The sequence below is a fragment of the Oceanobacter kriegii DSM 6294 genome (assembly GCF_000422845.1).
In the GTDB taxonomy this organism is placed as follows: Bacteria; Pseudomonadota; Gammaproteobacteria; order Pseudomonadales; family Oceanobacteraceae; genus Oceanobacter; species Oceanobacter kriegii.
In genome coordinates, this window is the sequence record NZ_AUGV01000009.1 from 201,033 (window position 1) to 226,131 (window position 25,099).

The 25,099-nt window shown below is 56.5% G+C and carries 22 protein-coding genes; 9 read left to right on the forward strand and 13 right to left on the reverse strand.

Translation table 11 applies throughout. From position 1 onward, the window contains the following. Window positions 1-290 precede the first annotated feature (290 nt). The 4 genes from G516_RS0108530 to G516_RS0108545 all read left to right on the forward strand — a co-directional run bounded on the left by G516_RS0108530 (window position 291) and on the right by G516_RS0108545 (window position 6,817). Entirely contained in the window at window positions 291-1,799 is a 1,509-nt protein-coding gene (locus tag G516_RS0108530; protein ID WP_169449511.1) for a TolC family protein, read from the forward strand. Beyond that, window positions 1,796-3,031 (forward strand): efflux RND transporter periplasmic adaptor subunit, encoded by a 1,236-nt coding sequence (locus G516_RS21690; RefSeq protein WP_051219107.1) that lies wholly within the window; start codon window positions 1,796-1,798, stop codon window positions 3,029-3,031. Before G516_RS0108530 ends, G516_RS21690 begins: the two co-directional genes overlap by 4 nt. Further along, the gene (locus G516_RS21695) at window positions 3,031-6,201 is read left to right on the forward strand and encodes an efflux RND transporter permease subunit (protein WP_084644957.1); all 3,171 of its coding nucleotides are present in this window, start codon (window positions 3,031-3,033) and stop codon (window positions 6,199-6,201) included. Before G516_RS21690 ends, G516_RS21695 begins: the two co-directional genes overlap by 1 nt. Before the next feature lie 70 nt (window positions 6,202-6,271). After that, a complete protein-coding gene (locus G516_RS0108545) occupies window positions 6,272-6,817 on the forward strand; it encodes a GlcG/HbpS family heme-binding protein (protein WP_084644958.1) in 546 nt (181 codons plus the stop codon). 3 nt (window positions 6,818-6,820) lie between these two features. Here G516_RS0108545 and ybaK read toward each other — a convergent pair whose 3' ends face one another. The 13 genes from ybaK to G516_RS23830 form a co-directional block, all read right to left on the reverse strand. Further along, on the reverse strand, window positions 6,821-7,294 hold the full coding sequence (gene ybaK / locus G516_RS0108550) for a Cys-tRNA(Pro) deacylase (protein ID WP_028293299.1): 474 nt from the start codon (window positions 7,292-7,294) through the stop codon (window positions 6,821-6,823). Next, window positions 7,291-7,563, reverse strand: a complete 273-nt coding sequence (locus G516_RS0108555) for a DUF1653 domain-containing protein (protein ID WP_036535319.1) — start codon at window positions 7,561-7,563, stop codon at window positions 7,291-7,293. The genes ybaK and G516_RS0108555 overlap by 4 nt, the downstream gene beginning before the upstream one ends. 79 nt (window positions 7,564-7,642) lie before the next feature. Next, window positions 7,643-8,374 carry an SIMPL domain-containing protein gene (locus G516_RS0108560; RefSeq protein WP_028293301.1) on the reverse strand — a complete coding sequence of 244 codons (732 nt, stop codon included), beginning with the start codon at window positions 8,372-8,374 and terminating at the stop codon, window positions 7,643-7,645. A 103-nt stretch (window positions 8,375-8,477) separates the two neighbouring features. Further along, window positions 8,478-9,464, reverse strand: coding sequence for a thiamine-phosphate kinase (gene thiL / locus G516_RS0108565; protein ID WP_028293302.1), 987 nt, complete (start codon window positions 9,462-9,464; stop codon window positions 8,478-8,480). A 17-nt stretch (window positions 9,465-9,481) separates the two neighbouring features. Then, window positions 9,482-9,982 (reverse strand): transcription antitermination factor NusB, encoded by a 501-nt coding sequence (gene nusB / locus G516_RS21700; RefSeq protein ID WP_051219109.1) that lies wholly within the window; start codon window positions 9,980-9,982, stop codon window positions 9,482-9,484. Window positions 9,983-9,987: 5 nt separating this feature from the next. After that, complete coding sequence (gene ribH / locus G516_RS0108575; protein WP_028293303.1) at window positions 9,988-10,464, reverse strand: 6,7-dimethyl-8-ribityllumazine synthase; 477 nt, start codon at window positions 10,462-10,464, stop codon at window positions 9,988-9,990. Between the two features lie 30 nt (window positions 10,465-10,494). Beyond that, complete coding sequence (locus G516_RS0108580) at window positions 10,495-11,613, reverse strand: bifunctional 3,4-dihydroxy-2-butanone-4-phosphate synthase/GTP cyclohydrolase II (RefSeq protein WP_028293304.1); 1,119 nt, start codon at window positions 11,611-11,613, stop codon at window positions 10,495-10,497. 145 nt (window positions 11,614-11,758) lie between these two features. Beyond that, a complete protein-coding gene (locus tag G516_RS0108585) occupies window positions 11,759-12,421 on the reverse strand; it encodes a riboflavin synthase (RefSeq protein WP_028293305.1) in 663 nt (220 codons plus the stop codon). Continuing rightward, window positions 12,421-13,575 (reverse strand): bifunctional diaminohydroxyphosphoribosylaminopyrimidine deaminase/5-amino-6-(5-phosphoribosylamino)uracil reductase RibD, encoded by a 1,155-nt coding sequence (ribD, locus tag G516_RS0108590; RefSeq protein WP_051219111.1) that lies wholly within the window; start codon window positions 13,573-13,575, stop codon window positions 12,421-12,423. Before ribD ends, G516_RS0108585 begins: the two co-directional genes overlap by 1 nt. Then, complete coding sequence (nrdR, locus tag G516_RS0108595; RefSeq protein WP_028293307.1) at window positions 13,572-14,096, reverse strand: transcriptional regulator NrdR; 525 nt, start codon at window positions 14,094-14,096, stop codon at window positions 13,572-13,574. The genes ribD and nrdR overlap by 4 nt, the downstream gene beginning before the upstream one ends. A gap of 74 nt (window positions 14,097-14,170) precedes the next feature. Beyond that, window positions 14,171-14,530: a hypothetical protein gene (locus G516_RS0108600; RefSeq protein WP_051219113.1), complete on the reverse strand. Its 360-nt coding sequence runs from the start codon at window positions 14,528-14,530 to the stop codon at window positions 14,171-14,173. A 553-nt stretch (window positions 14,531-15,083) separates the two neighbouring features. Further along, window positions 15,084-16,346, reverse strand: coding sequence for a serine hydroxymethyltransferase (gene glyA, locus G516_RS0108605; protein ID WP_028293309.1), 1,263 nt, complete (start codon window positions 16,344-16,346; stop codon window positions 15,084-15,086). A gap of 118 nt (window positions 16,347-16,464) precedes the next feature. Next, the gene (locus G516_RS23830; protein ID WP_028293310.1) at window positions 16,465-20,694 is read right to left on the reverse strand and encodes a sensor domain-containing protein; all 4,230 of its coding nucleotides are present in this window, start codon (window positions 20,692-20,694) and stop codon (window positions 16,465-16,467) included. A 261-nt stretch (window positions 20,695-20,955) separates the two neighbouring features. On the opposite strand from G516_RS23830, the gene ettA reads away from it, so the two are divergent. From ettA to G516_RS0108635, 5 genes are all read left to right on the forward strand, one after another. Then, the gene (gene ettA, locus G516_RS0108615; RefSeq protein WP_028293311.1) at window positions 20,956-22,620 is read left to right on the forward strand and encodes an energy-dependent translational throttle protein EttA; all 1,665 of its coding nucleotides are present in this window, start codon (window positions 20,956-20,958) and stop codon (window positions 22,618-22,620) included. 252 nt (window positions 22,621-22,872) lie between these two features. Further along, on the forward strand, window positions 22,873-23,088 hold the full coding sequence (locus tag G516_RS0108620; protein WP_028293312.1) for a hypothetical protein: 216 nt from the start codon (window positions 22,873-22,875) through the stop codon (window positions 23,086-23,088). 400 nt (window positions 23,089-23,488) lie between these two features. Further along, on the forward strand, window positions 23,489-23,857 hold the full coding sequence (locus G516_RS0108625) for a hypothetical protein (protein ID WP_028293313.1): 369 nt from the start codon (window positions 23,489-23,491) through the stop codon (window positions 23,855-23,857). Window positions 23,858-23,981: 124 nt separating this feature from the next. Next, window positions 23,982-24,578 (forward strand): hypothetical protein, encoded by a 597-nt coding sequence (locus G516_RS0108630; RefSeq protein ID WP_156878990.1) that lies wholly within the window; start codon window positions 23,982-23,984, stop codon window positions 24,576-24,578. Window positions 24,579-24,660: 82 nt separating this feature from the next. After that, a complete protein-coding gene (locus G516_RS0108635) occupies window positions 24,661-25,029 on the forward strand; it encodes a transposase (RefSeq protein WP_028293315.1) in 369 nt (122 codons plus the stop codon). The last annotated feature ends 70 nt before the right edge of the window (window positions 25,030-25,099 follow it).

The window sequence follows — 25,099 nt, forward strand, 5'->3', positions numbered from 1 at the left end:
CAGGGCATTGCTGACTCTGTGTCGCTGATTTTTGACTTGACCCGCCAGGCCTGCAAACCAGCTTCGTGACTCAGCTTCGCCCTGTCATCCAGAGCGGGCACCGAGTTTTTCAGAGAGTCCTTAACTTTGCCTTAACTTGACTGTCTATACCTTCCTTGAAAAATTGAATAGTAATCTTTTTCGGTTCAACGCTTATTCCTAACGGATTACTGTCAGCCACCATACGCATCGAGCATCCAACCATGTCGAATTGCCAGCCGAACCCCCATGGGACGCGGCTTCCACGCCTGATGGCGAGCAACAACACTGGCCGCCCGTCGTTGTCGGGCCTTGCCTGCAAGCCAATGGCAGCGCCTTTGATGGCCATGTTTTTAAGCGCGCTCAGCGCCTGTAGCACGGTTACCCCGTTGCCAGAAGATCCGGCAGCTCCTCTCAATCTGGAAACGCTGATGACGTCGCAGGGCGACGATGGCACCGAGGTGCCCAATTGGTGGACCCAATTTCATTCCGACGAGCTGAACCAGCTGGTGCAGCAAGGCCTCAGCAACAACTACAGCCTGGCCGCGGCCCACGCCAGCTGGCAGGCCAGCCGCGCAGTGTTGGCCAGTGCCCGGGCCGATCAGTCGCTGACGGCTGAAGCTTCCGTCAAAAACACTCAACAATGGCAGCCAGACCACAGCAACCGCTGGTCGCTGGGGGCTGCCGCCAGTTATGAACTGGACTTCTGGGGCCGTCTGGATGGCCTCAGCCGCGAGGCCGAGTTGTCGGCGCAGGCGCAGCAGGCTGCCATGAACACGGTTGCCAACAGTGTGGCCGCGGAAGTCAGTCTGGCCTGGTTTGGCAGCGCCTATCAGCAGCAGCTGCTGGGGCTGATTGAACAGCAGCGTGAACGTCTGCAATCGTCACTGAAAATCACCAATGCCCGTTTTGAGCGGGGGCTGGTGGACGTATCGGACGTTTGGCAACAGCAGCAACTGTTGGAAAGCCTTAACGCCGATACCCTCGTCGCCGAGGCCAATTTGCGTTTGTATCAGCAGCAGCTGGCGCTGTGGCTGGCCGACAGCCGTTGGCTTAATCGGGCGCAGCAGCAAGGTGCTGAACTGAATCTGGCCGACTTGTCGATGGCCAGCACATTGGACAACAACGCTGTGCCTGCTATTGGCGTGCAGCAGTTACAAGCACGACCGGATGTGCAACAAAGCTGGTTTGCCTTGCAGGCTAGCGATGCGGCGTTGGCGGCGGCAGCAGCCAATCGCTACCCACGATTGACGCTGTCGGCCGGGCTGGAGGGCAGCGGCACTTCGCTGACATCGGCACTGGATAACTGGGCGGCGAACCTCGCTGCCGGACTGGTCGCGCCTTTACTGGACGGTGGCAGCCGCAAGGCAGAAGTCGAGCGTCAGCAAGCCAACCGTCAGGCGGCGCTGGCGGATTATCGTCAAACCTTGTTGGCAGCAGCGCAGCAAGTACAGGGACTGCTGGTTGAACAACAACGTTTGCAGCAACAGCAGCAGAGCCTGCAAAAACAGCTCGATCTGGCCCGTCGTACTTTTGAATATCAGCAAGCCCGCTATCGTCGTGGCGTCGGTGATTTTCTGGCAACGCTGAGCGCTAATCAGGACGTACTGTCGATGGAGCAAAGCCTGCTGGCGTTGCAGTGGCAGCGTCTGAATAACCGCATCGAGCTTTATCGTTCGGTCAGCCATGGACGCTTCGAGTCGTCGCAATCCTCGCTTTCATCAGTACCTTCTACCTCCGGACTTTCCACCTCAGTAGCAGCAGGGAGTAACCCGCTATGACTTCTGTTTCTTACTCTCTCGGTCAGCGCTCAGGGCTGATTTGCCAACGGGGCCAAAGTCGGTTGCCGCTGGTGCTTTCGGTGGCGGTATTGGCCGTCGGCGGTCTGATTGCCTGGGCCGTATTCAGCACCACGCCAGAGCCGAAAAAGGTTGCCAAACAGCCGGTGGCCCGGTTGGTCGAGGCCATGCCGCTGGTATCGTCCGAAGCCCATCCGCAGTGGCCGACAGGTGGTCAGGCAACAGCGGTAGAACAGGTCAGCCTGACTCCGCGGGTGAGCGGTCAGGTGGCGTCGATCAACGCCAATGCTCGCCCGGGAGCGCGCTTCAGCAAGGGCACCGTGCTGGCACAGCTGGACCCGGCCGATTATCAACTGGCACTGCAACAAGCGCGGGCAGACCTGGCCCAGGCCAAAGCGGCGCTGACGGTTGAACAGGGCGAAGTGTCGCTGGCGCAGGAAGAGTACGAACTGGCCGGTCGTTCGCTGCAAGGGGCCGACAAAGCCCTGGTGCTGCGTGAACCACAGCTGCAATCCGCTCGGGCACAGGTTGCTCGCGCCGAGGCTGCGGTGCAGCAAGCCGAACTGAACCTGCAACGCACTCGTATCACCATGCCATTCGATGGCCAGCTGATCAGCCGTGATATTGCCGTTGGCATGCAAGCCAGCAGTAGTACCGCACTGTTCGAGGTGGTGAATACCGATGCTTTCTGGATTGAAGTGAAAGTACCAAGGCAGTTCCTGCCGTTTCTGGATGGCGACGGCGAGGCACTGGTGTCTCACCCTGCGTGGGGGCTGCAACATCGTCGCGCAGCGGTACTGGATGTGGTGCCGGCCGTGAACGCTGCCGACCGCCTGGCGCGGGTGGTGCTGGAGCTGTCAGACCCGCTGGCCAGTCAGGACCAGCAACAACCAGCAGTACTGCTGAACGACTATCTGGATGTGGTATTGCCGGGCAAAGCGATTGCCGGTGCTATCCGTATTCCGCTGGCTCAGTTGGATGAACTCGACCGTGTCTGGGTGGTGGATAACAACGCCTTGCAGCAACGCCAGTTGCAGGTTGTCTGGCGTGGCCGTACCCATGCCTGGGTTACCGAGGGCTTGCAGCAGCAAGACCAGTTATTGATGAGCCAGCTGGATGCCATTACCGCTGGTATGCCAGTACGGGTAGCCCAACATCCGCAAGCCGCTGCTGATAACGACAGCAGTCTGGCCAGCTCCGAGGGAGGCCAGTAATGGCGCGCGCAGATACCCCGGAAGTGGCGGGCTACAAGGGCCCGGTTGCCTGGATGTCGCGTCATGGCGTGGCCCCCAACCTGCTGATGGCGTTTTTGATCATCGGCGGTTTTGTGATGTCGCTGCTGATTCGCAAGGAATACATTCCGCCGTTTGAAGAGCAGGTCATCAACGTCGAAGCCAGCTATCCCGGTGCCACACCGCTGGAAATCGAGCAAGGCATTGTGCTGCCGATTGAGAACGAACTGGCGTCGATCAACGGCATCAAGGAGCTGACCTCAACGGCCTCGCAAGGCTCTGCGGAAGTTTCTGCGGAAGCCGAAAAAGGCGCCGATTTGCAGCAGTTGTATCTGGATATCCAGCAGGCCGTCGGCCGCATTGGTACCTTTCCCGGCGGCATGGAACAGCCGCGGGTCAGCATTGAAGGCCGTACCATCGACGTGCTGGAAATTGCGGTGTTCGGCCCGGTCGATGCCTTTTCAATGAAGCGCCTTGGTGAGCGCATCAAGGCTGAGCTGTTGCAGGCACCGGAAATCTCCCAGGTGGTGATGCGTGGCTTGCCTGACGAACAGATTCACATCGAGCTGTCGCAGCAACAGCTGCAACGCTACGGTCTGACGCTGTCCGATATTGCCGAGCTGGTGGGTGGCAACGCGGTGGAACAAAGCGCGGGCACCGTGCGTACGCCGGGCGGCGATATTCTGGTCACGCTGGATGAACGTCGTTACTGGGCCGAGGAGTACCTCGACCTGCCCGTGGTGCAGGATGCCCAGGGCGTGCAACTGCGACTGGGCGACATCGCCACCGTGGTAGAAGGCTTCGAAGACACCAATGAACGGGTGACCTACAACGGTCAGGAGGCCGTGCGGCTGCGGGTGTATCGCTCGGAAGACCAAACGCCAACCACCGTCGTGGCGGCTGCCTATGAGCGGCTCGATTATGTCAAAGCCGAGCTGCTGCCGCCGGGAGTGCAGATTGTTATTACCGACGACGACGGCAAAACCTATTCCGACCGTGTCGGCCTGCTGCTGAACAACGCCATTGTCGGCCTGATTCTGGTGATCGTGCTGTTGAGTCTGTTTCTGGAATATCGGCTGGCGTTCTGGGTCACCATGGGGATTCCGACGGCCTTTATGGGCGCCATTCTGCTGCTGCCAATCTTCGATGTGTCGATCAATATGTTCTCGATGTTCGCGTTCATTATCGCGCTGGGCATTGTTGTCGACGATGCCATCATCGCCGGTGAAAACATTTACGAGCACATGCAGAAAGGCATGTCGTTCCCGAAAGCCGCCATTGAAGGTGCGCGGGAAGTCGCTGTGCCACTGGCGTTCGCCATTCTGACCAACATCGTTGCCTTTATGCCGCTGCTGACCTTGCCGGGCCGTATGGGCGATATGTTCGCTGCCATTCCGATTGTGGTGATTTGCTGCTTCATCATTTCCTGGATTGAAGCCCTGTTTATCATGCCGACCCACTTGGCCAGTCTCGACAAGGAATCCAACAGCCGTATTGGCCGCAAAATGGACGCCGTTCAGCAAAAGGTCGACGGCGGCCTGAGCCGGTTTATTGACCGGCTTTACCAGCCAGCATTAAAAGCCTGTGTGGCACAGCCAACCCTCACCGTTGCGGTGGCGGTGGCCTTTGGTGTGGCGGTAATGGCGTGGCCAATGAGCGGTCGCATGGGCTTCAGCATGTTCCCTCGAGTGGAAGGCGATTACGCCGTCGCCAATGTTGAACTGGCCAGTAATGCACCGTTTGAACAGGCCGAGCAGGTTCGCCAGATTCTGGAAGACAAACTGCGTCAGGCCATTGCACCGCTGGAAGCCGACGGCACTCAGGTAGTGGTCAGCATGGAAGGCGACGTTGAAGGATCTTCTGTGGAAGTTGAAGCCCTGCTGATGCCATCGGAAGTACGCACCGTGTCGTCCTATCAGGTCACGGCGTTGTGGCGTGAGGCCATTGGCGATATTCCCGGTATCCGCAGCCTGACTTTTGAATCCGAGCGCGGCGGCGGTCCATCGGGCGGTGCCGACCTGACCATTGAACTGCGCGGCTCCGATACCCGCACTCTGGCTGCTGCCAGCGCGGATATGGCGAACATGCTGGAAGAGCTGGGCGGCGTCAGCGACGTAGCCAACAGCTTTACCAGCGGCAAACCCATGTGGGATGTTGAGCTGAACGCTCTGGGCCGCAGTCTGGGACTGCAAGCCGACGAAGTCGCGGGCCAGATTCGTGCCGCGCTGTATGGCGCGCGGGCACTGCGTCAGCAACGTTTAAGCAACGAAGTGACGGTACTGGTGCGCTTGCCACAGCACGAGCGGCGTTACAGCGCCGATATCGAGCGCTTGCAGATTCGGACTCCTGCAGGTGACTACGTGCCACTGGCCGAAGTCGCCACCCTGCACAAGACCTTCGCACCGGCGCGTATTTCCCGTCGCAACGGCCAGCAAATCGTCACCGTCGAAGCCAATGTGGAGCCACGCGAGCAGATTCCGGCGCTGATGAATCAGCTGGAAACCAACCAGTTTCTGGTGCTGGAAGCCCGTTACCCGGGCATCAGCTTTGGCTTTGACGGCAGTCAGGCCGACACCCGTGAAAGCGTCGGCGCGATGACCATTTATGGTGGTTTGGCGGTTGCGTTGGTGTACGTACTGCTGGCCTTGCCATTCCGCAGTTACAGCCAGCCGTTGCTGATCATGCTGGTGATTCCGTTTGGCACCGTTGGCGCGGTACTCGGCCATATGGCGATGGGCTATGGCCTGTCGATCATCAGCATCATGGGCATTGTGGCGCTGTCTGGCGTGGTGGTGAACGACAGCCTGATTCTGGTGGATTATGCCAACCGTCAGCGTTTGTTGCGGCCGGGACTGACCGCCAGTCAGGCAGCCATTGAAGCGGGTGTTCGACGATTCCGACCGATCCTGCTGACTACCCTGACCACCTTCCTTGGGCTGGCCCCCATGCTGTTCGAAAACTCCCGTCAGGCGCGCTTTATCATGCCGATGGCGGTATCTCTGGGCTTTGGCATCCTGTTCACCACCTTCATCTGCTTGCTGGTACTGCCAGCGGCTTATGTGGGACTGGATAGCGTGCAGCGCTGGTTGTACCGGGCGGCGGGAAGCGCTGCCAGCCAGATGCCGGTTGAGTCAGAAAAGCGCTCGGTCTGATAGCGCCGAATGACGAGTGTCGAAGAATCGGTATCAACGAACTAACACTTGTAAGAAAGGAGTCTGAAGTATGTTGACGACGCGTAAACTGAAATACTCTGTGGCGGCTCTGTCTTTGAGCGTGTCTTTGAGTCTGTCCCTGATCTCCACGGCTCAGGCTGATGTGGATAAGACGACAGGAGAGGCCAGCGGGAATACAAGCGCATTGGCAATACCTCAGCAAACGGTATCGCTGGCCGGAGCTGAACGGGTGATGGCCGCGGCTTTGAAAGAAGCCCGCAGCAATGGTTGGGTGATCACCGTGGCGGTGGTCGACAACAGTGGCGAGTTGGTGACGCTGGTGCGTGACGATAACGCCATTGCGATTTCACCATCGGTGGCGATTGGCAAGGCCAAAACCGCAGCCCTGCTGCGCAAGCCATCGAAGGCTTTTGAGGATTACATCAATGACCACAACAAGCCGAGCTTTCTGGCAACACCGGGGGTGACCCCGTTGGAAGGCGGTGTGCCCTTGTTTCTGAAGGACGGCTCGTTTGTGGGAGCGGTGGGCGTCAGCGGTGCTCATGGCCCGAATGATTCCCAGGTAGCAGAAGCGGCCGCAGCCGCTCTGCTGTGAACATCAGGCTGCAATAGCGGCGCTGGTGCCTCGGGTCAGACGCAGTAAATCGGCGGGGCTGAGTTCAATTTCCAACCCGCGTTTGCCAGCTGATACATGGATGGTGGCGAGGGCGTCGGCGCTGCTGTCGAGTACGGTTGGCAGGGCTTTCTTCTGCCCCAGCGGGCTGATGCCTCCGACCACGTAGCCGGTGGTTTTTTCCGCCACTTTTGGGTCTGCCATGTCGGCTTTTTTGGCCCCCAGCGCTTTGGCAATCGACTTCAGGCTCAGCTGTTTGTTCACCGGCACAATGGCAACCGCCAGTGGGCTTTTGTGGCCGGTGAGGGCGACCAGCAAGGTTTTGAACACCTGCTCGGCGGCGATGCCCAACGCCTCCGCCGCTTCCAACCCGTAAGACTCCGCTCTGGGGTCGTGGTGGTATTCATGCACGGTGTGGGCAATTTTCTGTTTTTGAGCGAGTTTGATGGCCGGGGTCATTGGGCGTTCTCGCTGTCGTTTTGGTTCGTGGCTGGGCCTTGATAGGCGAAGCGGTCGACGGACTCACCATCAACCACGACTTGCTCGACGAACATCTCATACGGTCGTACCCAGTGGCTGTAGTCGCCGTACAGGGTGCGGTAATGCACCAGCCATTCTTCGGTTTCGCTGTGACGCACCAGACCAAATACCTCGTAGTCGGCGCCCTTGTAATGGCGGTAGTGGCCTGGCTGAATGCTCGGAGTGTGGGGCTCGGTGCTAGCGGTCATTCGGTGTTCCTGTCTGTGCATCAAAGCCGCTAATGGTGCGCTCTAAGCCTGCTTTGATGCAAGGTGAGGAATCGACGGATTATTTCAATTCAAACTGCACCGTCACCGAGGTGCTGACGCTTTGCTCCTGCACCATCATGTTGGAGGAGGTGTCGGCTGACTCTGCCTTGGCAAAGGCCGAGCGGAATACCATGGGCGATGGCGCGTGGTTGCCGTTTTCGGCCATTGAAATAACACCGCCAAGTTCGCGCTTCATGGTGGCGGCCATCAGCTCGGCTTTGTCGCGGGCTTTCAGCAGAGCGCTTTGCAGGGCCTCGTTTTCCAGCTTGGTCGGGTCTTCAAACAGGAAGCTGCTGTTCTGGATTTGCGCCAGTGGCAGTTGCAGCAGGTGGTCAATCAGGCTGGTGTATTGGTCGAGGTCGTAGAGGCTGATTTGCACGCTGCGGGAGACTTCTTCACCGGTGTAGCGGCGGTCGCCGCGGTTCCATTGATAGCGCGGGTAGTTGCGGATTTGTTCGGCCCGCACCATGCCTTGTGGGATGTTCAGCTCATTGGTGATGTTCAGCAGCTGACCGAAAGCTTTGTCGACACTGGTTTTGGCTTCTTCCAGCGTTGGCTGGGTGTCGTTCAGTTGCAGGTTAACCAGCACGTAGTCGGGCATGGATTTGACTTCCGAGCTGGCCGATACCTGCACGGTGGCTGCTTGCACCATGGCGGAAGACGGTGTGACGGAGGTGTCGGCGTGGCTGCTGCTGATGTAAAGCGAGCTGCTGGCGAGCATCAGTGCGTACACTGGGGTCAGAAATTTCATGGTCGGGCATCCGGGAGTCGTTGTTCTGAGAAGCACTGACCCGCACTTTACAGATTTGGTTCCTGTTGAATCCTTGACCGATTTCAACAAACAGCGACGCGGATCAGAAGTGCTGATAACCGCCTTGTCGGGCAACCACGGGTTGGCCGTTCAGCAGTAAGGTGACGGGTTTTGGCTTATCTGAGCCAGTTTCTGACGAACTGGTTAAACAAGCATCGGAACAAACGCCAATGCGGCTAAGCGGTAAATCCAGCGTGTGGGACAGTTGCTGAAGCGCTGCTCGTGCCGATGCAGGCGCGGTAAACAGCAGCTCGTAATCGTCGCCGCCGCTGAGGCAGGTCATCCAGTCCGGATGGCCCAGTGGTGCTGCGGTTGGGATCTGTTCGCCATCCAGCTGTATTGCAACGCCGGAGGCTGCGGCAATGTGGCGGGCATCCTGTAGCAGGCCATCGGAAATATCCATGGCAGCGTGGGCCAGTCCATGCAATGCCTGGCCAAGCGCTAATCTCGGCTTAGGGAAGTAATAGGCTTCGGCGAGGCCGTCTTGCCAGTCCGGCCGTTTCAGAATTTGTGGCAGTGCCAGTGCCGATTCACCAATCACACCACTGACCCACACGTCGTCGTTTGCTTGGGCGTTGTTGCGGCGCAGGCTACGGGCGTTGGCGTGCTGGCTATCAATCCAGCCTTGTACCGATACACTGACCACCAGTTGTTTGCCCTTGGTGGTGTCGCCGCCAATCAGGGCGATGCCGCACTGGTGGGCTCCGGCACGCAGGCCGTTGGCAAAATCATCGAGCCAGTCGGGTTTATTGTGGGGCAGGGTCAGGCCCAGCAGGAAAGCTTGTGGGCGCGCGCCCATGGCAGCCAGATCGCTGACAGCGCAACGCAAGGCACGTTGGGCAATCAGGTTGGCGGGGGCGTTGGCCGGGAAGTGGACGTCGGCGACTTGGGTGTCGAGGCTTTGCACCAGAATGGCGTTGGCCGGTGGACGCACCAGGCTGGCGTCGTCACCAATCGCAAAAAGGGTATCCTCGCTGTGAGGATACCCTTCGCTGAAGCAGCGTTTGATCAGTTCAAATTCGGAACTCATCGACGCAGTGCTGATGATCAGCGTTCGCTTGGGCGGGATGGCTTGCCGGAAGAGGCAGGCTTGTTGCCACCGCGAATTTCGACACTGCGGGTACGCTGGGCCAGTTTGTCCAGTACGCCGTTAACGAACTTGTGTCCGTCGGTGGCGCCGAAGGTTTTGGCCAGTTCTACCGATTCGTTAATCACCACTTTGTATGGCACGTCGATGCGGTGCAGCATTTCAAATGCACCCAGACGCAGGATGGCCATTTCAACCGGAGTCATCTCATCGAGACGACGATCCAGCAGTGGAGTGATTTTCTCGTCCAGTGTTGCGCAATCCTTTGGCACGCCATGAAGAATGTCGTGGAAGTATTCCAGGTCGACTTTGCTCATGTCGTTGTCGGCACGGAACTCAGCTTCGATCTGGCCCAGGTTGGCGCCAGACAGTTGCCATTGATACAGTGCCTGTACCGCGAAGCGACGCGCCTTGCGACGCGCAGCAGGGCTTGGTTTGTGGTTGCCGGAAGCACGGGACATTCGAATCAGTCCTCCAGAGCGTTCAGCAGGGAAACCATTTCGAAGGCAGACATCGCTGCTTCTTCACCCTTGTTACCGGCTTTGGTGCCGGAACGTTCGATCGCTTGTTCGATGCTGTCTACGGTCAGTACGCCGAAGGAAACCGGGATGCCGTATTCCAGTGAAACGGAGGCCAGACCCTTGGTGCATTCGCCAGCAACGTATTCAAAGTGAGGCGTACCACCACGGATGACCGCGCCCAGGGCGATGATGGCATCGTGCTTCTCAGTGGCAGCAACGCGCTGTACTACCAGTGGAATTTCGAAGGCACCCGGTGCACGGATGATGGTGATGTTGTCTTTTTCAACGCCATGGCGCAGCAGGCTGTCGACCGCACCTTCCAGCAGGCTTTCAACAACAAATGCGTTCCAGCGACCCACAACAATGGCGTATTTGCCGCTGTTTGGAGTCAGGTTTCCTTCGATGACTTGAATGTCTTTCATGTGAGCTTCCAATAATTCGTATAACGTTCGTTAGTCGGCATCAAACGGCAGGTATTCGGTAATTTCCAGACCGAAACCGGAGATGCCGCTGTACTTCATTTCAGAGCTGAGCAGGCGCATTTTCTGAACCCCCAGTTCGCACAGAATCTGCGAACCGGTACCAATGGTCAGGAAGGCGCCGGAGCTGTCCTTGTTGGGGCTGCGTACCGGACGGGCGCGGCCGAAAAAATCGTCCAGGCTGGCGTCGATGGTTTCGCTTTGGCCCGCAGACAACACCACCAGTACACCCTTGCCTTCATCGGCAATGCGCTTCAGGGAAGCCTGGGAAGACCAGCTTGAACCCTGTTGCGGACGCATGCCCAGCACGTCGCGCAGGTAGTTGTTGGTTTGCACACGCACCACGGTTGGGTCGTCGGCGTTGATTTCACCCATGGTCAGTGCCAGGTGGGTGTTGCCTTCGATGGTGTCGCGGAAGGTGTGCAGTTTGAAAGTGCCGAATTCGGTTTCAACATCGTCTGCACTGACCAGCTCAACGGTTTTTTCGTTGTTGATGCGGTAGTGGATCAGGTCGGCGATGGTGCCGATCTTGATGTTGTGTTTTTCGGCAAACACTTCCAGTTCCGGACGACGGGCCATGGTGCCGTCCGGGTTCATGACTTCAATAATGGCTGCGGCCGGAATCAGGCCAGCCAGACGTGACAGGTCACAACCTGCTTCAGTGTGACCGGCACGGCTCAGTACACCGCCCGGACGCGCACGCAGCGGGAAAATATGACCCGGCTGAACGATGTCTTCCGGCTTACCCATCGGGTTGACTGCGGCCAGAATGGTCTTGGCGCGGTCGGCGGCCGAAATACCGGTGGTGACGCCTTCGGCGGCTTCAATCGACACGGTGAACGGGGTCGAGAAGCTGGCGCCGTTGCTGGCTACCATGGAAGGCAAACCAAGGAAATCACAGCGTTCGCCGGTAAGGGTCAAACACAGCAGACCACGGGCTTCGGTGGCCATGAAGTTGATGATTTCCGGCGTTACTTTTTCGGCAGCGACAATGATATCGCCTTCGTTTTCGCGGTCTTCGTCATCCATCAGGATGACCATTTTGCCGTCGCGAATGTCGGCAATAATGTCTTCAATGCTGTTCAGTGCCATGCTCTAGCCTGTTTGCTGGTTCCAACGTTCAAGTCTGGCTGATGTTACAGCCATTTGCATTACGCTGTCGGTCTGACGCCGACTTTTTCTGTGCCCGGATCTACGCGTCCGAAAGCAGCCCGGAAATGTAGCTAGGAAAGGCGGTTCAGTAGCCGCGTTTCATAAAGCCGTGTTCTGCCAGAAATCCCTCGGTCAGGCGGGATTGCGGTGTGACCGTTTCCGGTTTCAGCAGCTGCTCCAGATAGCGGGCAATCATATCAACTTCGAGGTGTACCTGATCACCCGCCTGAATGGAAATCAGGGTTGTCTCAGCGGCCGTATGCGGAACAATGTTGAGGGTGAAGCCATTGGCGGTCAGGTCATTGGCGGTGAGGCTGACGCCATCCACGGTAATGGACCCCTTGGCGGCAATGTACTTGCGCAGTTGCGCCGGTGCTTCGATGCTGAAGCGGATCGAACGGGCGTCCGCTTCACGGCTGCGCACAATGCCCACGCCATCAACATGGCCGCTGACCAAATGACCGCCCAAACGGGTGGTCGGCAGCAATGCCTTTTCCAGATTCACCTTGGTGCCAGCAGCCCACTCGCCAATGCGGGTATGGGCCAGTGACTCGCGGGAGACGTCGGCGGCAAAGCCTGAGCCGGTCAGCTCCACCACAGTCAGGCAGACGCCATTGGTGGCGATGCTGTCACCCAGCTGCACGTCGGCCAGATCGAGCGCGCCGGTGTTGATCACCAGACGGATATCGCCAGAAACCTGCTGGGCCTGGCTGATGGTGCCTACGGCTTCAATAATACCGGTAAACATCAGTGTTCCTCTTGTTCGGTAGCCGCCGGGGTCAGGGTCAGACGCAGGTCGTTGCCAACCATACGGACATCCTGCCACTGCCAGCGCAGTTGCTGTTGCATGCGGTCGAACGGCAAATTCAATAGCGGTCGGGCGTTGCTGCCCAACAGCGTTGGAGCGGTGTACACCACCAGTTCGTCGACCAGACCGGCGGCGACAAAGGCGCCCGCCAGTTGAGCGCCACTTTCGACCAGCACTTCGTTGCAGCCTTGCTCGGCCAAATAACGCAGCAGGGCTTCGAGGTCGACCTTGTCGTTGCTGGCAGCGGCTTGCCAGTGACTGACCCGGGCTTCACAGGCACTGAAGTCGGCACCCGGTTCGTTGTGGCAGGCAATCAGAATATCCCCTGCGAGGCTGAACAGTTTGGCCTCCGGCGTCACTCGTTGACGGCTGTCGACCAGCACGCGCAGGGGCTGACGCCACAGCTGCTCGGCTTGTTCAATGCCGGTCTCGGCGGGTCGGACGGTCATCGACGGGTTGTCGATCAAGACCGAGTCAGCGCCGGTAATTACCGCACAGCTGCGGGCTCGCAGTCGTTGCACGTCGCTACGGGCTTGTGGCCCGGTGATCCACTGGCTTTCACCGCTTTGCATGGCGGTGCGGCCATCAAGGCTTTGGGCCAGCTTGATGCGCACGTACGGTAAACCAGTGCGCATGCGCTTCATAAAGCCAACATTGAGCTGTTCGGCTTCTGCCGCCAGACAGGCTTCTGTGACGTCGACACCGGCATCGCGCAACATGCCATAACCACGACCGGCAACCTGAGGGTTGGGGTCGGCGCAGGCGGCAACAACACGGGCCACACCCGCTTCAATCAGGCCTTTGGCGCAAGGTGGTGTGCGGCCATAGTGGCTGCAAGGTTCCAGCGTGACGTAGGCGGTGGCACCACGGGCACGTTCACCAGCCGCACGCAGGGCGTTGACCTCGGCGTGGGGTTCACCGGCTTTTTGATGCCAGCCTTCGCCTACGACGACTTCGTTGCCGTCTGCATCACGGCCAACAATCACACAGCCAACCCGAGGGTTGGGGCTGGTGGAGTAGAGGCCTTTGGCGGCCAGCTTGAGCGCACGGGCCATCCATACCTGATCCGGGGTTTTGCCAGACAGCGTGCTCATGGCAGTGGCTCTCCGGAAACCGCCGGTTTGATGTCGGTGGTGAATTCGCCGATTGGCTGGTTGGCCGGAACCTGCTGCGACAGCTGTTCGATTTCGGCGCGGAATTCTTCAATGTCCTGAAAGCTGCGGTATACCGAGGCAAAGCGCACAAACGCTACCTCGTCGAGTTGACGCAGCTCGGCCATCACCAGCTCGCCAATATGACGGCTGCTGACTTCTTTTTCGTGCAGATTGCGCAGGGTTTGCAGTACCCGGTTGATCATGGCATCGGTCGCGTCGGCAGCAATCGGACGCTTTTCGAGGGCACGCAATACGCCGCTGCGGAGTTTGTTTTCGAGGAAGGTTTCGCGTTCGCCGCTTTGCTTGACGACAAGCGGCAGATTGAGCTCGATGGTTTCAAAGGTGGTGAAGCGCTGGTTACAGTCACAGCACTCGCGACGGCGACGGATTTGAGTTCCGTCGGCCATCAAGCGGGAATCGACCACCTTGGTTTCTGAATGTGAGCAGAATGGACAGTGCATAAGCTGAACGGTGATCTAAAGAGCGAATGGAGGCGCTTTGGCCAAAGCGCGCAATTCTACTCCTGCGACCGGGTTCAGGCAACGATTTCAGCGTCGTTCTGTACCAGCTCGGAGAGAATGTCGTCCAGTTCGTCGGGTTTGGTTTCAAAGTGGTCGATATTGCCCCAACGTTTGAAGCGGCTGACGGCGAAACCGTGGGTGACATCATTGAAATACACACAGCAGCGGCCGTAGGTGGCGACAACCCAGAAACCACAGCCTTCATCGGCCCAGGGATGCTGCTCCCAGATTTCCGGTGACGGCAATCGAATCAATTCCCACAGGGCTTTCTGGCGCTCCGGGATACGAGCAACCGCGGCTTTGATGCGTTGTTGCAGGCCAGTTTCATTGATCGGTGTCCATTGGGTTTGGGCTGGGCCAAAAACAGTGTCCATGACGCCTCCTTTGTGGGTGACTGACAGAAAGGAAATTGCTCGCAATTCTATGAAAAATGCTTGAAGGGGCAACCAAAAAAACGCCCCCTGATGGAAAGGTGTTACTCAATTGTTGCGAGCGTGTGACAGCGGTGTCTGCAAGTTGTTGATAGTTATCTGGTTTGGCCTTGATATCACAGACTTTGTCAGGATCTGTTGATGAAAACTGGCACTAAAATTGGGTGTCGTAAAATGTCCAGTGTGGCGCAAAATACCTTGTTTGAAGGTCGGGAGTCGGGTGGGAGTTTGTAGGTCAGATAAAGACGCGAAGCGGCTGCCATCTGACGTGTTTGCGCTGTCCCCTTGTCGGATGGCGCAAGCTTATCCGACCTACAGGAAGGCTGTGGGAGGTAGCTTGCTGCCGATTGGGTGTGTTTATCGAGAGCAAGCTCTCTCCCACAATAACTGGCCAGACTCCAGACTCCAGACTCCAGATACACAAACGCCCCGTAAGCGGCGCTTACGGGGCGTTTGCTGGTCTTGCTACAGCGCATTACACGCTGCGTGTGTTGAATTAACGGTAAACCGGGAATTCTTCACACAGGGCAACAACCTTGGCTTTAACGTCGGCTTCAACGGCGTCGGAGTTGCCGTTTTCCAGACCTTCGAACACGTCACAGATCCAGCCAGCCAGTTGCGCGCACTGTTCTTCCTTGAAACCACGGGAAGTCACAGCCGGGCTACCGATACGGATACCGGAGGTCACGAACGGGGAGCGTGGGTCGTTTGGTACGGAGTTCTTGTTCACGGTGATGTTGGCGCGGCCCAGGGCGGCGTCAGCGTCTTTACCGGAGTATTCCTTACCAATCAGGTCAACCAGGAACAGGTGGTCGTCAGTACCACCGGAAACGATGTTGATACCACGGCTGATGAAGGTTTCGGCCATGGCCTGGGCGTTTTTAACCACCTGGGCCTGGTAGGCTTTGTATTCTTCGCTCAGCGCTTCCTTGAAGCACACGGCCTTGGCGGCGATCACGTGCATCAATGGGCCGCCCTGGGATTCAGGGAATACAGCGAAGTTCAGCTTCTTGTTCAGCTCTTCGTCTTCCTTGGCCAGGATCAGACCACCACGTGGACCACGCAGGGTTTTGTGAGTGGTGGTGGTGACAACGTCAGCGATGCCAACTGGAGACGGGTAAACGCCTGCTGCAACCAGACCCGCGATGTGGGCCATGTCAACGAACAGGTAAGCGCCTACTTCGTCAGCGATGGTGCGGAAACGAGCCCAGTCAACCACGCGAGAGTAAGCAGAGAAGCCTGCGATGATCATTTTTGGCTTGTGTTCTTTGGCCAGACGCTCAACTTCTTCGTAGTCGATCTCGCCGGTTTCGGCGTTCAGACCGTACTGAACGGCGTTGTAGATACGGCCAGAGAAGGATACGGAAGCACCGTGAGTCAGGTGACCACCGTGTGCCAGGCTCATGCCCAGTACGGTATCGCCTGGCTTGACCAGCGCCATGAATACAGCAGCGTTAGCCTGGGAACCGGAGTGAGGCTGAACGTTGGCGTAACCGGCGCCAAACAGTTCCTTGGCGCGGTCGATGGCCAGTTGTTCGATCACGTCAACGTGTTCACAACCACCGTAGTAACGCTTGCCCGGGTAGCCTTCGGCGTACTTGTTGGTCAGCTGGGAGCCCTGTGCTTCCATCACGCGTGGGCTGGTGTAGTTCTCGGAAGCAATCAGTTCGATGTGGTGTTCCTGACGGGCATCTTCTGCCTGCATGGCAGTCCACAGTTCAGGATCGAAGTCGGCAATGTTCATATCGCGGCTAAACATCCGGGCATCCTCAATAGAGTTAATGGGGGCATGAAAACGGCAAGGAAATGCCGATTTGCGCCAGATTAAAGAAAAAGGGCGGGCATTCTACCGCAAAATGCCCGCCACTGGCACGTGATCATTCTTCATGTGCGGGGTGAGTTGAATTCACTTCTGCCTCGGCGTCTGCCAGCGTGATGTCTTCCGGTGCACCGGTTTTCAGATAGTCGACCAGCTGTTCTGCGTGCACTGGCCGCGACAGCAGGAAGCCCTGGATTTTCTCGCAGCGTGAGCGCACCAGAAAATCGAGCTGGTCGTTGTTTTCGACCCCTTCGGCAATCACCGCCAAGCCCAGGTTGTGCGCCATGGCGATGATGGTGCGGGTGATCTGGGCGTCGTTGCGGTTGGACGGCAGGTTCTGAATGAAGCTCTTGTCAATCTTGAGCATGTCGACCGGGAACTGCTTGAGGTAGTTGAGCGAGGAGTAGCCGGTGCCAAAATCGTCGATGGCAATACGCACGCCCAGCTCACGCAGCTCATGCAGCAAGGTCAGGGTGTAGTCGATGTCGTCAATCAGGATGGATTCGGTCAGCTCCAGTTCCAGCTGATGGGGATGAATGCCCGAGCGCAGAATGGCGTTTTTCACTTCGGAGACGAAATCCGGGTGCTTGAACTGCCGGGCTGAGACGTTGACGGCGATCAGGTCGAGGTCGATGCCCTGTTCCAGCCACTGCGCCAGCTGCAAGCAGGACTGTTCGATCACCCAGCGGCCAATCGGCACGATCAGGCCGGTGTCTTCCAGAATGTCGACAAACAGTTGCGGTGGAATGTCACCGCGATCCGGATGATGCCAGCGCAGCAGGGTTTCCACCCCCACCGGGCGCAAAGAGCGGGAGTCGAACTGCGGCTGGAACATCATGTACAGCTCGTTGCGCTGAATCACCTGATGCAGGTCGTTTTCCAGCTGCATGCGTTCGACCGCCCGACGGTTCATGTCGGCATTGAAGAATTGCAGGTTGTTACGGCCGGATTCCTTGGCGTGGTACATCGCCATGTCGGCGTTTTTCAACAGCTCGATCACCGTCAGGGCGTCGTTCGGGTAGATGGCGATGCCGACCGAAGCACTGAGGAACAGCTGGTGCTTGTCGATGTAGTAGGGCTTGTTCACTTCTTTCAGAATGCGTTCGGCCACTTGCTGGCAGAGGGTGGCGATGTCGTCGTCACCGGCGCTGAAGTTGAGGCAAATGGTGAATTCGTCGCCGCCCATCCGCGACACAATGTCGGTCGACTTGACGCAATTACGCAGACGCCCGGCCACTTGCACCAGAATCTTGTCCCCGGCCGGGTGGCCGAACGAGTCGTTGATGGGCTTGAAGCGGTCTAGGTCGATGAACAGCAATGCCGTACGGTTTTTGCCGTCGCCGCGATGCATCATCAGATCCAGGCGTTCGTGCATCTGGGTGCGGTTGGCCAGCCCGGTCAGTGGGTCGAAGTACGCCAGTTTGTGGATGCGTTCTTCAATCACCTTACGGTCGGTGATGTCCGACATAATGATGGTCAGGCTCTGGATGTTGTTTTCACCGTCACGAATGATGCTGACCCCGGTCCAGGAGGTACGTACCGCGCCGTTCTGACAGAGGAATTTCAGCTCCCCTTGCCAGTAGCTGTCGTGCAGCAGGCTTTCCATCATTTCCGACAGGAAGTCGTGGTTGTTGTGCTCTGGGCCAAGCAGGGTTTCCGGTGTTTTGCCCAGCACCTCGCTGCTGTCAAAGCCGGTAATCAGCGAGAACGCCCGATTGGTTTTGACGATGCGGAATTTGTCGTCGGTGACCAGAATGGCTTCGTTGGAGTTTTCAAATACGTCGGACGCCAGCATCAGCTCGCGCTGGTTCTGGCGGGCTTCGGTCACGTCCCGGCAAACCCCGAGAATGCCTTCCATCACACCGTTGGAATTCCACAGCAGGGTGGCCTGTAACTCCAGAATGTAGCGTTCGCCATTGCGAGCGCGGGCGGTGATGTCCCGTTGAATCAGCACCTTGTGGTGTTCTTCTTCACCGGCTTTCAGAACAACCCGCAAGCGCGACCGGAATTCCTTGAACAGCCGGCGAATATCGCGCTTGTCGAAAATGGTACCGATGCCCAGTTCAAACAGGTCGGCCGAGGTGTACCCCAGCAGCCGTTCGATGGAGGCACTGACGAAGGTGAAGTTCAGATGGGTGTCGGTGGACCAGACAATGTCGGTCATGTTTTCAGCCACCAGACGGTAGCGCGCTTCGCTGTCGACAATCTGTTGCTGTTTGGTGACCTCTTCGGTGATGTCCCGTGAGGTACAGATATAGCGGTCGACCTGGCCTTCAATGTCTCGCCGGAAAGGGGTGTATTCCAGCTGAATAACCCGGTGAGTGCCGTTGGCGTCGAGGAATTTGCCCCGAAACAGCAGCGGCTCGTTGCTGCCGCAATTACGCAGCTGGCGCAGGGTTTCCTGCATGCCCTGTTTGCATTCCGGTGTGGCGCAATACTGTGGCCAGTCGTAGGCGTCCACGCTGCTGTCGGGCAGGTAACCCAGAGTCTCGGCGGCACTGCGGTTGCTGTAGACGATGCTTGGCAGCAGTTCGTCATCCAGATTGGCGACCCGTACCGTGTCGGGCATGGCGGCCATCACCGCGCCCCAGAAGGCTTCCTGTTCGCGGGTTAATTCGTTGGCGCGTTTTTTCTCGGTAATGTCGATCAGGCTGACCATCACCTGCTGGTCGATGCCGCTGCTGAAGTGCGCCGACAACACCCGTACCGGGCCATCCAGCCGCTTTAATTGCAGCTCGGCTTCGACAATGCGATGGGGCGACTGCTGCATTTGTTGCAGGCATTCGATCAGCTTGTCGCAACCCAACTGGAACAGCTCGGCAAACTGCAATTGCATTTGCGGTTTGCTGCCAGCGCCAGCCAGTTCAACGGCGGCATTGTTGGCGTTGGCAAGGGCGATGGAGTCGAGGCTGTTGCTAAAGCCAGAGAGGTCGAGCACCCAGTGCGCCACACCGGCTTCTTCAAACAACGACATATAGCGCTGGCGACTGCGCTCCAGTTCCTGACGGGTTCGCACCGAGGTGCTGATATCACGCAGAATCCAGACGATGCCGTCGATCTGGTTGTCGCGGTACAGCGGGTGGTAGTTCTGCTCCAGCACGCGGGCTTCTTCGCCGACCACCACAGACAGGGTGCGACCCTGATCCTGCAAGGCTTCCAGCTCTCGAATGCTCAAACCGTGGGTCCACAGTGCACGAGGGTGCGGCCAAACCTGCTCCAGTGGCTGGTTAAGCCAGCGGCCGTCACTGCCATTTAAATAGGCCGCAGCAGCGGTCGAGCCCGGATCGGTTACTGGAGATGGGCTTGTGGAGGAGTGGCCAGCTGAAGGTGCAGTTGAAGGCATGGTTGATGGTGTCGCCGAGTCCATGCCAAACAAGGTGGCCGCGCGCGGGTTGTAATAGGTGATGTTGCCTTTTGAGTCGGTCGATACCAACGCGTCTTCAATCGACTGCAACACCAGGTCGGCACGGGCTTCGGCATGAAGTCTGGCAATTTCTGCCTGTCTGGCAGTTTGCTCGGTTTGTTTTTGCAGCCGGATGGACGTCAGTACCACCAGACTCATCACCAAAATCAGAATCAGTGGGCTCATCAGGCGTTCGGCAATTTGCCCGGCGATGTAGCCTTCCACTTCACAAGCCAGCAGCTGCCAGCTGCTGTTGGGAATTGACAGACGTGCCAGCTCGGCGTGGCCGCGAATTTTCGGCAGCAAGCGCTGCCCCATGCTGTCTTCCAGTGCGAACACCATGGCTGGCTGGGCGGTTTCCAGCAGGGCGTCTTGCAGGATGCTGTTGGGTACCTGGCTGATGGCCCAGTTGCTTTCGCCACTGACGCAGTGGCTGACCATATAAGTGGCGTCACCAACAATCACCGGGCTGCTCATGCCGGGAGCAATCAGCCCGAGTTCGCGCTGCACTTGCTCGAAGCTGAGGATATCGGGCATGAAGTCGCCACGGTGATGGTAAATCGCTCCGTAACGATCCAGGAAAACGGCGTTGGCAGCGGTCTCAATCAATAGTGCGGCAGGGGTGGGGTCGTCTGGCAACAGGCCGGTTTGTGGGGTGTCGTCGCATTGAACGGCGGAATAGGCCTGTAAGATCGCGGTGACCTGACGAGCGTGGTCGCGGGTGCTGTTTTCCGCCTGGGTTAACAGATAGCGTTGTTCGTCGACATAAATGCTGTACAGGTTGATCAGCGACAGCACCGCCATAATCAACCAGGAGATGGTGAGCAGGCGCTTTTGGCTTGGCCATTGATATTGGCCATCTCCGGTGTGTGATTCACTCGACATAAAACTTTCCCTGTCCTGAGCCTGCTGATTCTACTTAGAAAGAGCCGGAAGCCAATCAGAATGGCAACTGTTTGATCATTTGTCGATCAGATCAAACCTGACTATCCCGGTTTCTCTTGCTGTAACGTTGGCTGTTGGTCTTCACATGGCCCTTCAGAAGATAGCGGTGTGCAGAGGAATTGCGAGACAGGCCACCCTTTGTTTGCCAATGACCGTGCTTTTGAGTAGTTTGGCGCGGTTTATCAAGTTATGAGGTTCACCATGGCACAGTATGTCTTCACGATGAATCGTCTGGGCAAGATTGTTCCGCCCAAGCGTCAGATTCTGCGCGATATTTCACTTTCTTTCTTTCCTGGCGCCAAGATTGGTGTACTGGGTCTGAACGGTTCCGGTAAATCCACTCTGTTGAAGATCATGGCCGGTGTCGACCAGGACTTCATTGGTGAAGCCCGCCCACAGCCAGAGCTGAACATTGGCTACCTGCCGCAGGAGCCGGAACTGGACCCGGCCAAAGACGTTAAAGGTAACGTTGAAGACGGTTTGAGCGAGCTGGTGAACGCCAAGGCCGAACTGGATCTGGTATACGCTGCCTACGCCGAACCGGATGCTGACTTCGACGAACTGGCCAAGAAGCAAGGCCGTCTGGAAGCCATCATTGAAGCCGCTGGTGGTCACGACCTCGACCGTCAGATGGAAATCGCCGCCGACGCCCTGCGTCTGCCGCCATGGGACGCCGACGTAACCAAACTGTCCGGTGGTGAGCGTCGCCGTGTGGCCCTGTGCCGCCTGCTGATGTCCAAGCCAGACATGCTGTTGCTGGACGAACCAACCAACCACCTGGATGCCGATTCCGTAGGCTGGCTGGAGAAATTCCTCGAAGAATATCCGGGCACCGTAGTGGCCATTACCCACGACCGTTACTTCCTGGATAACTGTGCCGAGTGGATTCTGGAACTGGATCGTGGCCACGGCATTCCTTACCAGGGTAACTACACCACCTGGCTGGAAGCCAAAGAGAAGCGTCTGGAGCAAGAAAAGAAAGCCGAAGATGCCCACGCCAAGGCCATCAAGCACGAACTGGAATGGGTTCGCAAAGGTGCCAAGGGCCGTCAGTCCAAGTCCAAGGCCCGTCTGGCTCGCTTCGAGGAAATGAATTCCCGCGAATTCCAGACCCGTAACGAAACCAACGAAATCTACATCCCGCCTGGTCCACGCCTGGGCGACAAAGTGATTGAATTCCACAACGTCACCAAGTCCTTCGGCGACCGCGTGTTGATCGACGACCTGAGCTTCACCGTACCGGCCGGTGCCATTGTTGGCATCATCGGTGGTAACGGTGCCGGTAAGTCGACCCTGTTCCGCATGATTGCTGGCACTGAACAGCCGGATTCCGGTGAAGTGGTGACGGGTGAAACCGTCAAGTTGGCTTTCGTAGAACAGCTGCGCGACGAACTGGACGACAGCAAAACCGTATGGGAATCCATTTCCGACGGTCAGGACATGCTCAACATCAACGGCAAGGAATACCCAAGCCGCTCCTACATTGGTCGCTTTAACTTCAAGGGCGGTGACCAGCAGAAGCGCGTGGGTGAGCTGTCTGGTGGTGAACGCGGCCGTCTGCAACTGGCCTACACCCTGAAGCAGGGCGCCAATGTACTGCTGCTGGATGAACCGTCCAACGACCTCGACGTAGAAACCCTGCGTGCATTGGAAGAAGCCGTCGACGCCTTCCCGGGCACCGTGATGGTGGTATCCCACGACCGTTGGTTCCTGGACCGTATTGCCACTCACATCCTGGCTTACGAAGGCGACTCCAAGGTCAACTTCTTCGAAGGCAACTACACCGAGTACGAAGCCGACCGTAAGAAACGTCTGGGTGCCGATGCTGCGCCTAAGCGTGTGAAGTACAAGCGTCTGGCTCAGTAATCACCAGCGCAGCGGTTTTCGCCGCTGCGCAAGCTCGTTATCGGTTTCTGGCGGCAGGTGACTGGCGACAGATTGCCGGTAACTGACGACTGGTAACTGACAGCTGGTAGTTGATAAAAAGCCGCTCAACCGCAAGGTGAGCGGCTTTTTTAATACTTGCAGGGTGGCTTTTCAAAGAGGACGGCTGCGCTTGAACGTGAGAAAATCCGGACCATCATCACGACCCAACAATAACTAACCAAGGACCACACCGTGCTGTTTTTCCCCATCCAGCAAGAACTCGACTGCATCAGCGACGACGGCCGCATCATTGGCCGAATCCGATTCAACGCCGATACCGGCAAGCACCTGTTTCAGCAGGATGCAGCTGTAGACGCCTTGAGTGAGGTCGAGCAAGCCGAGGTGAACAAACGCCTGATAGGACTGGACGCCGGGATCTACAGCATCCCTATGCAGGATGATGATTGAGGCAGGCTCTCAAGAGCCTTCCGCAGAAACGTTTGATCCTCTTTTTTTACCAGAGAAAGTGATGGGAGCGCGGTAGAGCGGCGCTCCGACGGCCCGCCCGTAAAAGTTAGCCTTCCAGCAGCGTACCTGTACCTTCTTACCCCGTGCCCGCATCAAGTATTCATGCGCAATTGGCTGAAATGGTTTGCTCGTTTTTTATCCAGCTGGTAGCGTAAGTGGCTGATTTAAGAGACCTTGCGAACAGAAGAGTTGAGTTAGTGCGCATTAACTCGGTGATTGAATTACCAGTACTAGGTGAGTGGCTCTGAAAACCAGTAGGTTATGGACGGTTGTTCAAAACCGCCTGACTTAGGAATCGCGTATGCGTATTAATAAACTGTTATGAATCAAGGAGATTTATATGGCAATAATTATTAAAGGGAACAAAGGCACAAATATTGGTGGTGATCTAATAAGGGTCGATGTACCACACAATGTGGAACTTGAAATATCAGATAATGAAGGTCATAACGTTCGTGGCGATATTGTAAATCTTAATGTGAGTGTTAACTCGGATTCTTTGGCTTCATTTGTATCCGAAGCTTCGAAGCATTTTCATGAATTAACGCTAGAGCAACAAGAAGGTTTCACTTCTACCATTGAATCTCTAAAAACCAATAACAAAGCAAAAAATCAAAATGCATTGCAGTGGCTCTATGATTTATCTGTCTCTGTTCCAGGAAGTGCAATTGCAGGTGTCATTTTAAGTTTTCTTGGCGTTGGTTCATAACAAATTTCTCAAATACGTTCCGGCCGCAAAAGACGCGGCCTTCACCGGACAGCCCGCGCTGCGCTTCGGCTGCCGTTTAGCAAGGCGTTATAATTTTGAAAGGGGGTAATAGAAAATGAGATACATGTTGTTGGTTATAGGGCTAGTTGTTTCCGGTGCGTCATTTGGAGAAGCAATTCAATACACAAGCGAAATTACGCCAAAATATTTCAATGATGTTTGGAAGAAGCAATATGATATGGCAACCCGTATCGATTATGATTTAGAAAGGAAAATATTTGATTTCTATATAAAGGAGAATCTCTATTTAACTGGTTTTACTATCACAAGAGATCAGGCGAACAGCCTAATAGAAGCTATCGATAAGTATAAAGAGTGGAATCTAAAGGCATCATCAAAAAAGGTAATGCTAGAAAAAGAGATTAGTAAAGTTAATACTTATCAGACATTCTGGAAGGTCGGGAATGGTGATTGGAATTTTGGTTATGGAGTAAGCTTGTCGGTAATTTTCTTTTCCCAATCCGACGAAATTCATCAGTTGGTCGTTTCTTTTCCAAAGTTCAAAAATAAATATAACGAATATTCTAGTCACAACCCGGAAACTATTTATTTGGGGTACAAAGAAGCAATGAAGTTACGTGACGCACTGACAGAGAAAGCTGTATTAGGGTTTATAGAAAAATCTAAAAAGCAAGCATTGATAGAGTCTGAATTCAACTAAGAGTTCTAACAACGGCTATTAAGTCGGACATTGATCTTCCCCCGTTTTACCGGACACCTTTTTAACTACGAAAAGGTGCTCTATGCCAGCTTACAAGAACCAGAAAAAGACAAAACAATACTCACTTGAATTCAAACGCTCGGCGGTTGAGATGAGTCTTGAAGATGATGTTCAAGTGCAGCAAGTTGCAGAGCGTTTGGACATTCACCCGTTCATGCTGTCACGATGGCGAAAAGAATATCGGGAAGGTCAGCTAAAGCCCTCTCGGAAACCATCAAACGTAGTGAAGACGAACGTGAGCAAAGCAAAGAAAACAGCATCGAAACCCGAGGAATCCAGTGAGCTTCGCAAGCTGAAACGAGAGAATGAGCGCCTGAAAAAGGAGCTCGATCTGGTAAAAAAGTGGCAACGATTTCTCGCGGAACAAGAGAAGAGCGATACCGATTCATAAGAGATCATCGAGAACGTTTTGGCACTGCCTGGCTTTGTCGTTGGTTGAACGTATCTCGTAGTGCCTACTA

Excerpts from the sequence above, each read along its gene's own strand:
- G516_RS0108625 (WP_028293313.1), top strand. The coding sequence starts at position 23,489 with ATGGCAATAATTATTAAAGGGAACAAAGGCACAAATATTGGTGGTGAT.
- thiL (WP_028293302.1), bottom strand. The coding sequence starts at position 9,464 with ATGAGTTCCGAATTTGAACTGATCAAACGCTGCTTCAGCGAAGGGTAT.
- nusB (WP_051219109.1), bottom strand. The coding sequence starts at position 9,982 with ATGTCCCGTGCTTCCGGCAACCACAAACCAAGCCCTGCTGCGCGTCGC.
- ribH (WP_028293303.1), bottom strand. The coding sequence starts at position 10,464 with ATGAAAGACATTCAAGTCATCGAAGGAAACCTGACTCCAAACAGCGGC.
- G516_RS0108630 (WP_156878990.1), top strand. The coding sequence starts at position 23,982 with ATGTTGTTGGTTATAGGGCTAGTTGTTTCCGGTGCGTCATTTGGAGAA.
- G516_RS23830 (WP_028293310.1), bottom strand. The coding sequence starts at position 20,694 with ATGTCGAGTGAATCACACACCGGAGATGGCCAATATCAATGGCCAAGC.
- G516_RS0108530 (WP_169449511.1), top strand. The coding sequence starts at position 291 with ATGGCGAGCAACAACACTGGCCGCCCGTCGTTGTCGGGCCTTGCCTGC.
- G516_RS0108560 (WP_028293301.1), bottom strand. The coding sequence starts at position 8,374 with ATGAAATTTCTGACCCCAGTGTACGCACTGATGCTCGCCAGCAGCTCG.
- G516_RS0108635 (WP_028293315.1), top strand. The coding sequence starts at position 24,661 with ATGCCAGCTTACAAGAACCAGAAAAAGACAAAACAATACTCACTTGAA.
- ribD (WP_051219111.1), bottom strand. The coding sequence starts at position 13,575 with ATGAGCACGCTGTCTGGCAAAACCCCGGATCAGGTATGGATGGCCCGT.
- G516_RS0108545 (WP_084644958.1), top strand. The coding sequence starts at position 6,272 with ATGTTGACGACGCGTAAACTGAAATACTCTGTGGCGGCTCTGTCTTTG.
- glyA (WP_028293309.1), bottom strand. The coding sequence starts at position 16,346 with ATGTTTAGCCGCGATATGAACATTGCCGACTTCGATCCTGAACTGTGG.
- G516_RS0108585 (WP_028293305.1), bottom strand. The coding sequence starts at position 12,421 with ATGTTTACCGGTATTATTGAAGCCGTAGGCACCATCAGCCAGGCCCAG.
- G516_RS21690 (WP_051219107.1), top strand. The coding sequence starts at position 1,796 with ATGACTTCTGTTTCTTACTCTCTCGGTCAGCGCTCAGGGCTGATTTGC.
- ybaK (WP_028293299.1), bottom strand. The coding sequence starts at position 7,294 with ATGACCCCGGCCATCAAACTCGCTCAAAAACAGAAAATTGCCCACACC.
- G516_RS0108600 (WP_051219113.1), bottom strand. The coding sequence starts at position 14,530 with ATGGACACTGTTTTTGGCCCAGCCCAAACCCAATGGACACCGATCAAT.
- G516_RS0108555 (WP_036535319.1), bottom strand. The coding sequence starts at position 7,563 with ATGACCGCTAGCACCGAGCCCCACACTCCGAGCATTCAGCCAGGCCAC.
- G516_RS21695 (WP_084644957.1), top strand. The coding sequence starts at position 3,031 with ATGGCGCGCGCAGATACCCCGGAAGTGGCGGGCTACAAGGGCCCGGTT.
- ettA (WP_028293311.1), top strand. The coding sequence starts at position 20,956 with ATGGCACAGTATGTCTTCACGATGAATCGTCTGGGCAAGATTGTTCCG.
- nrdR (WP_028293307.1), bottom strand. The coding sequence starts at position 14,096 with ATGCACTGTCCATTCTGCTCACATTCAGAAACCAAGGTGGTCGATTCC.
- G516_RS0108580 (WP_028293304.1), bottom strand. The coding sequence starts at position 11,613 with ATGGCACTGAACAGCATTGAAGACATTATTGCCGACATTCGCGACGGC.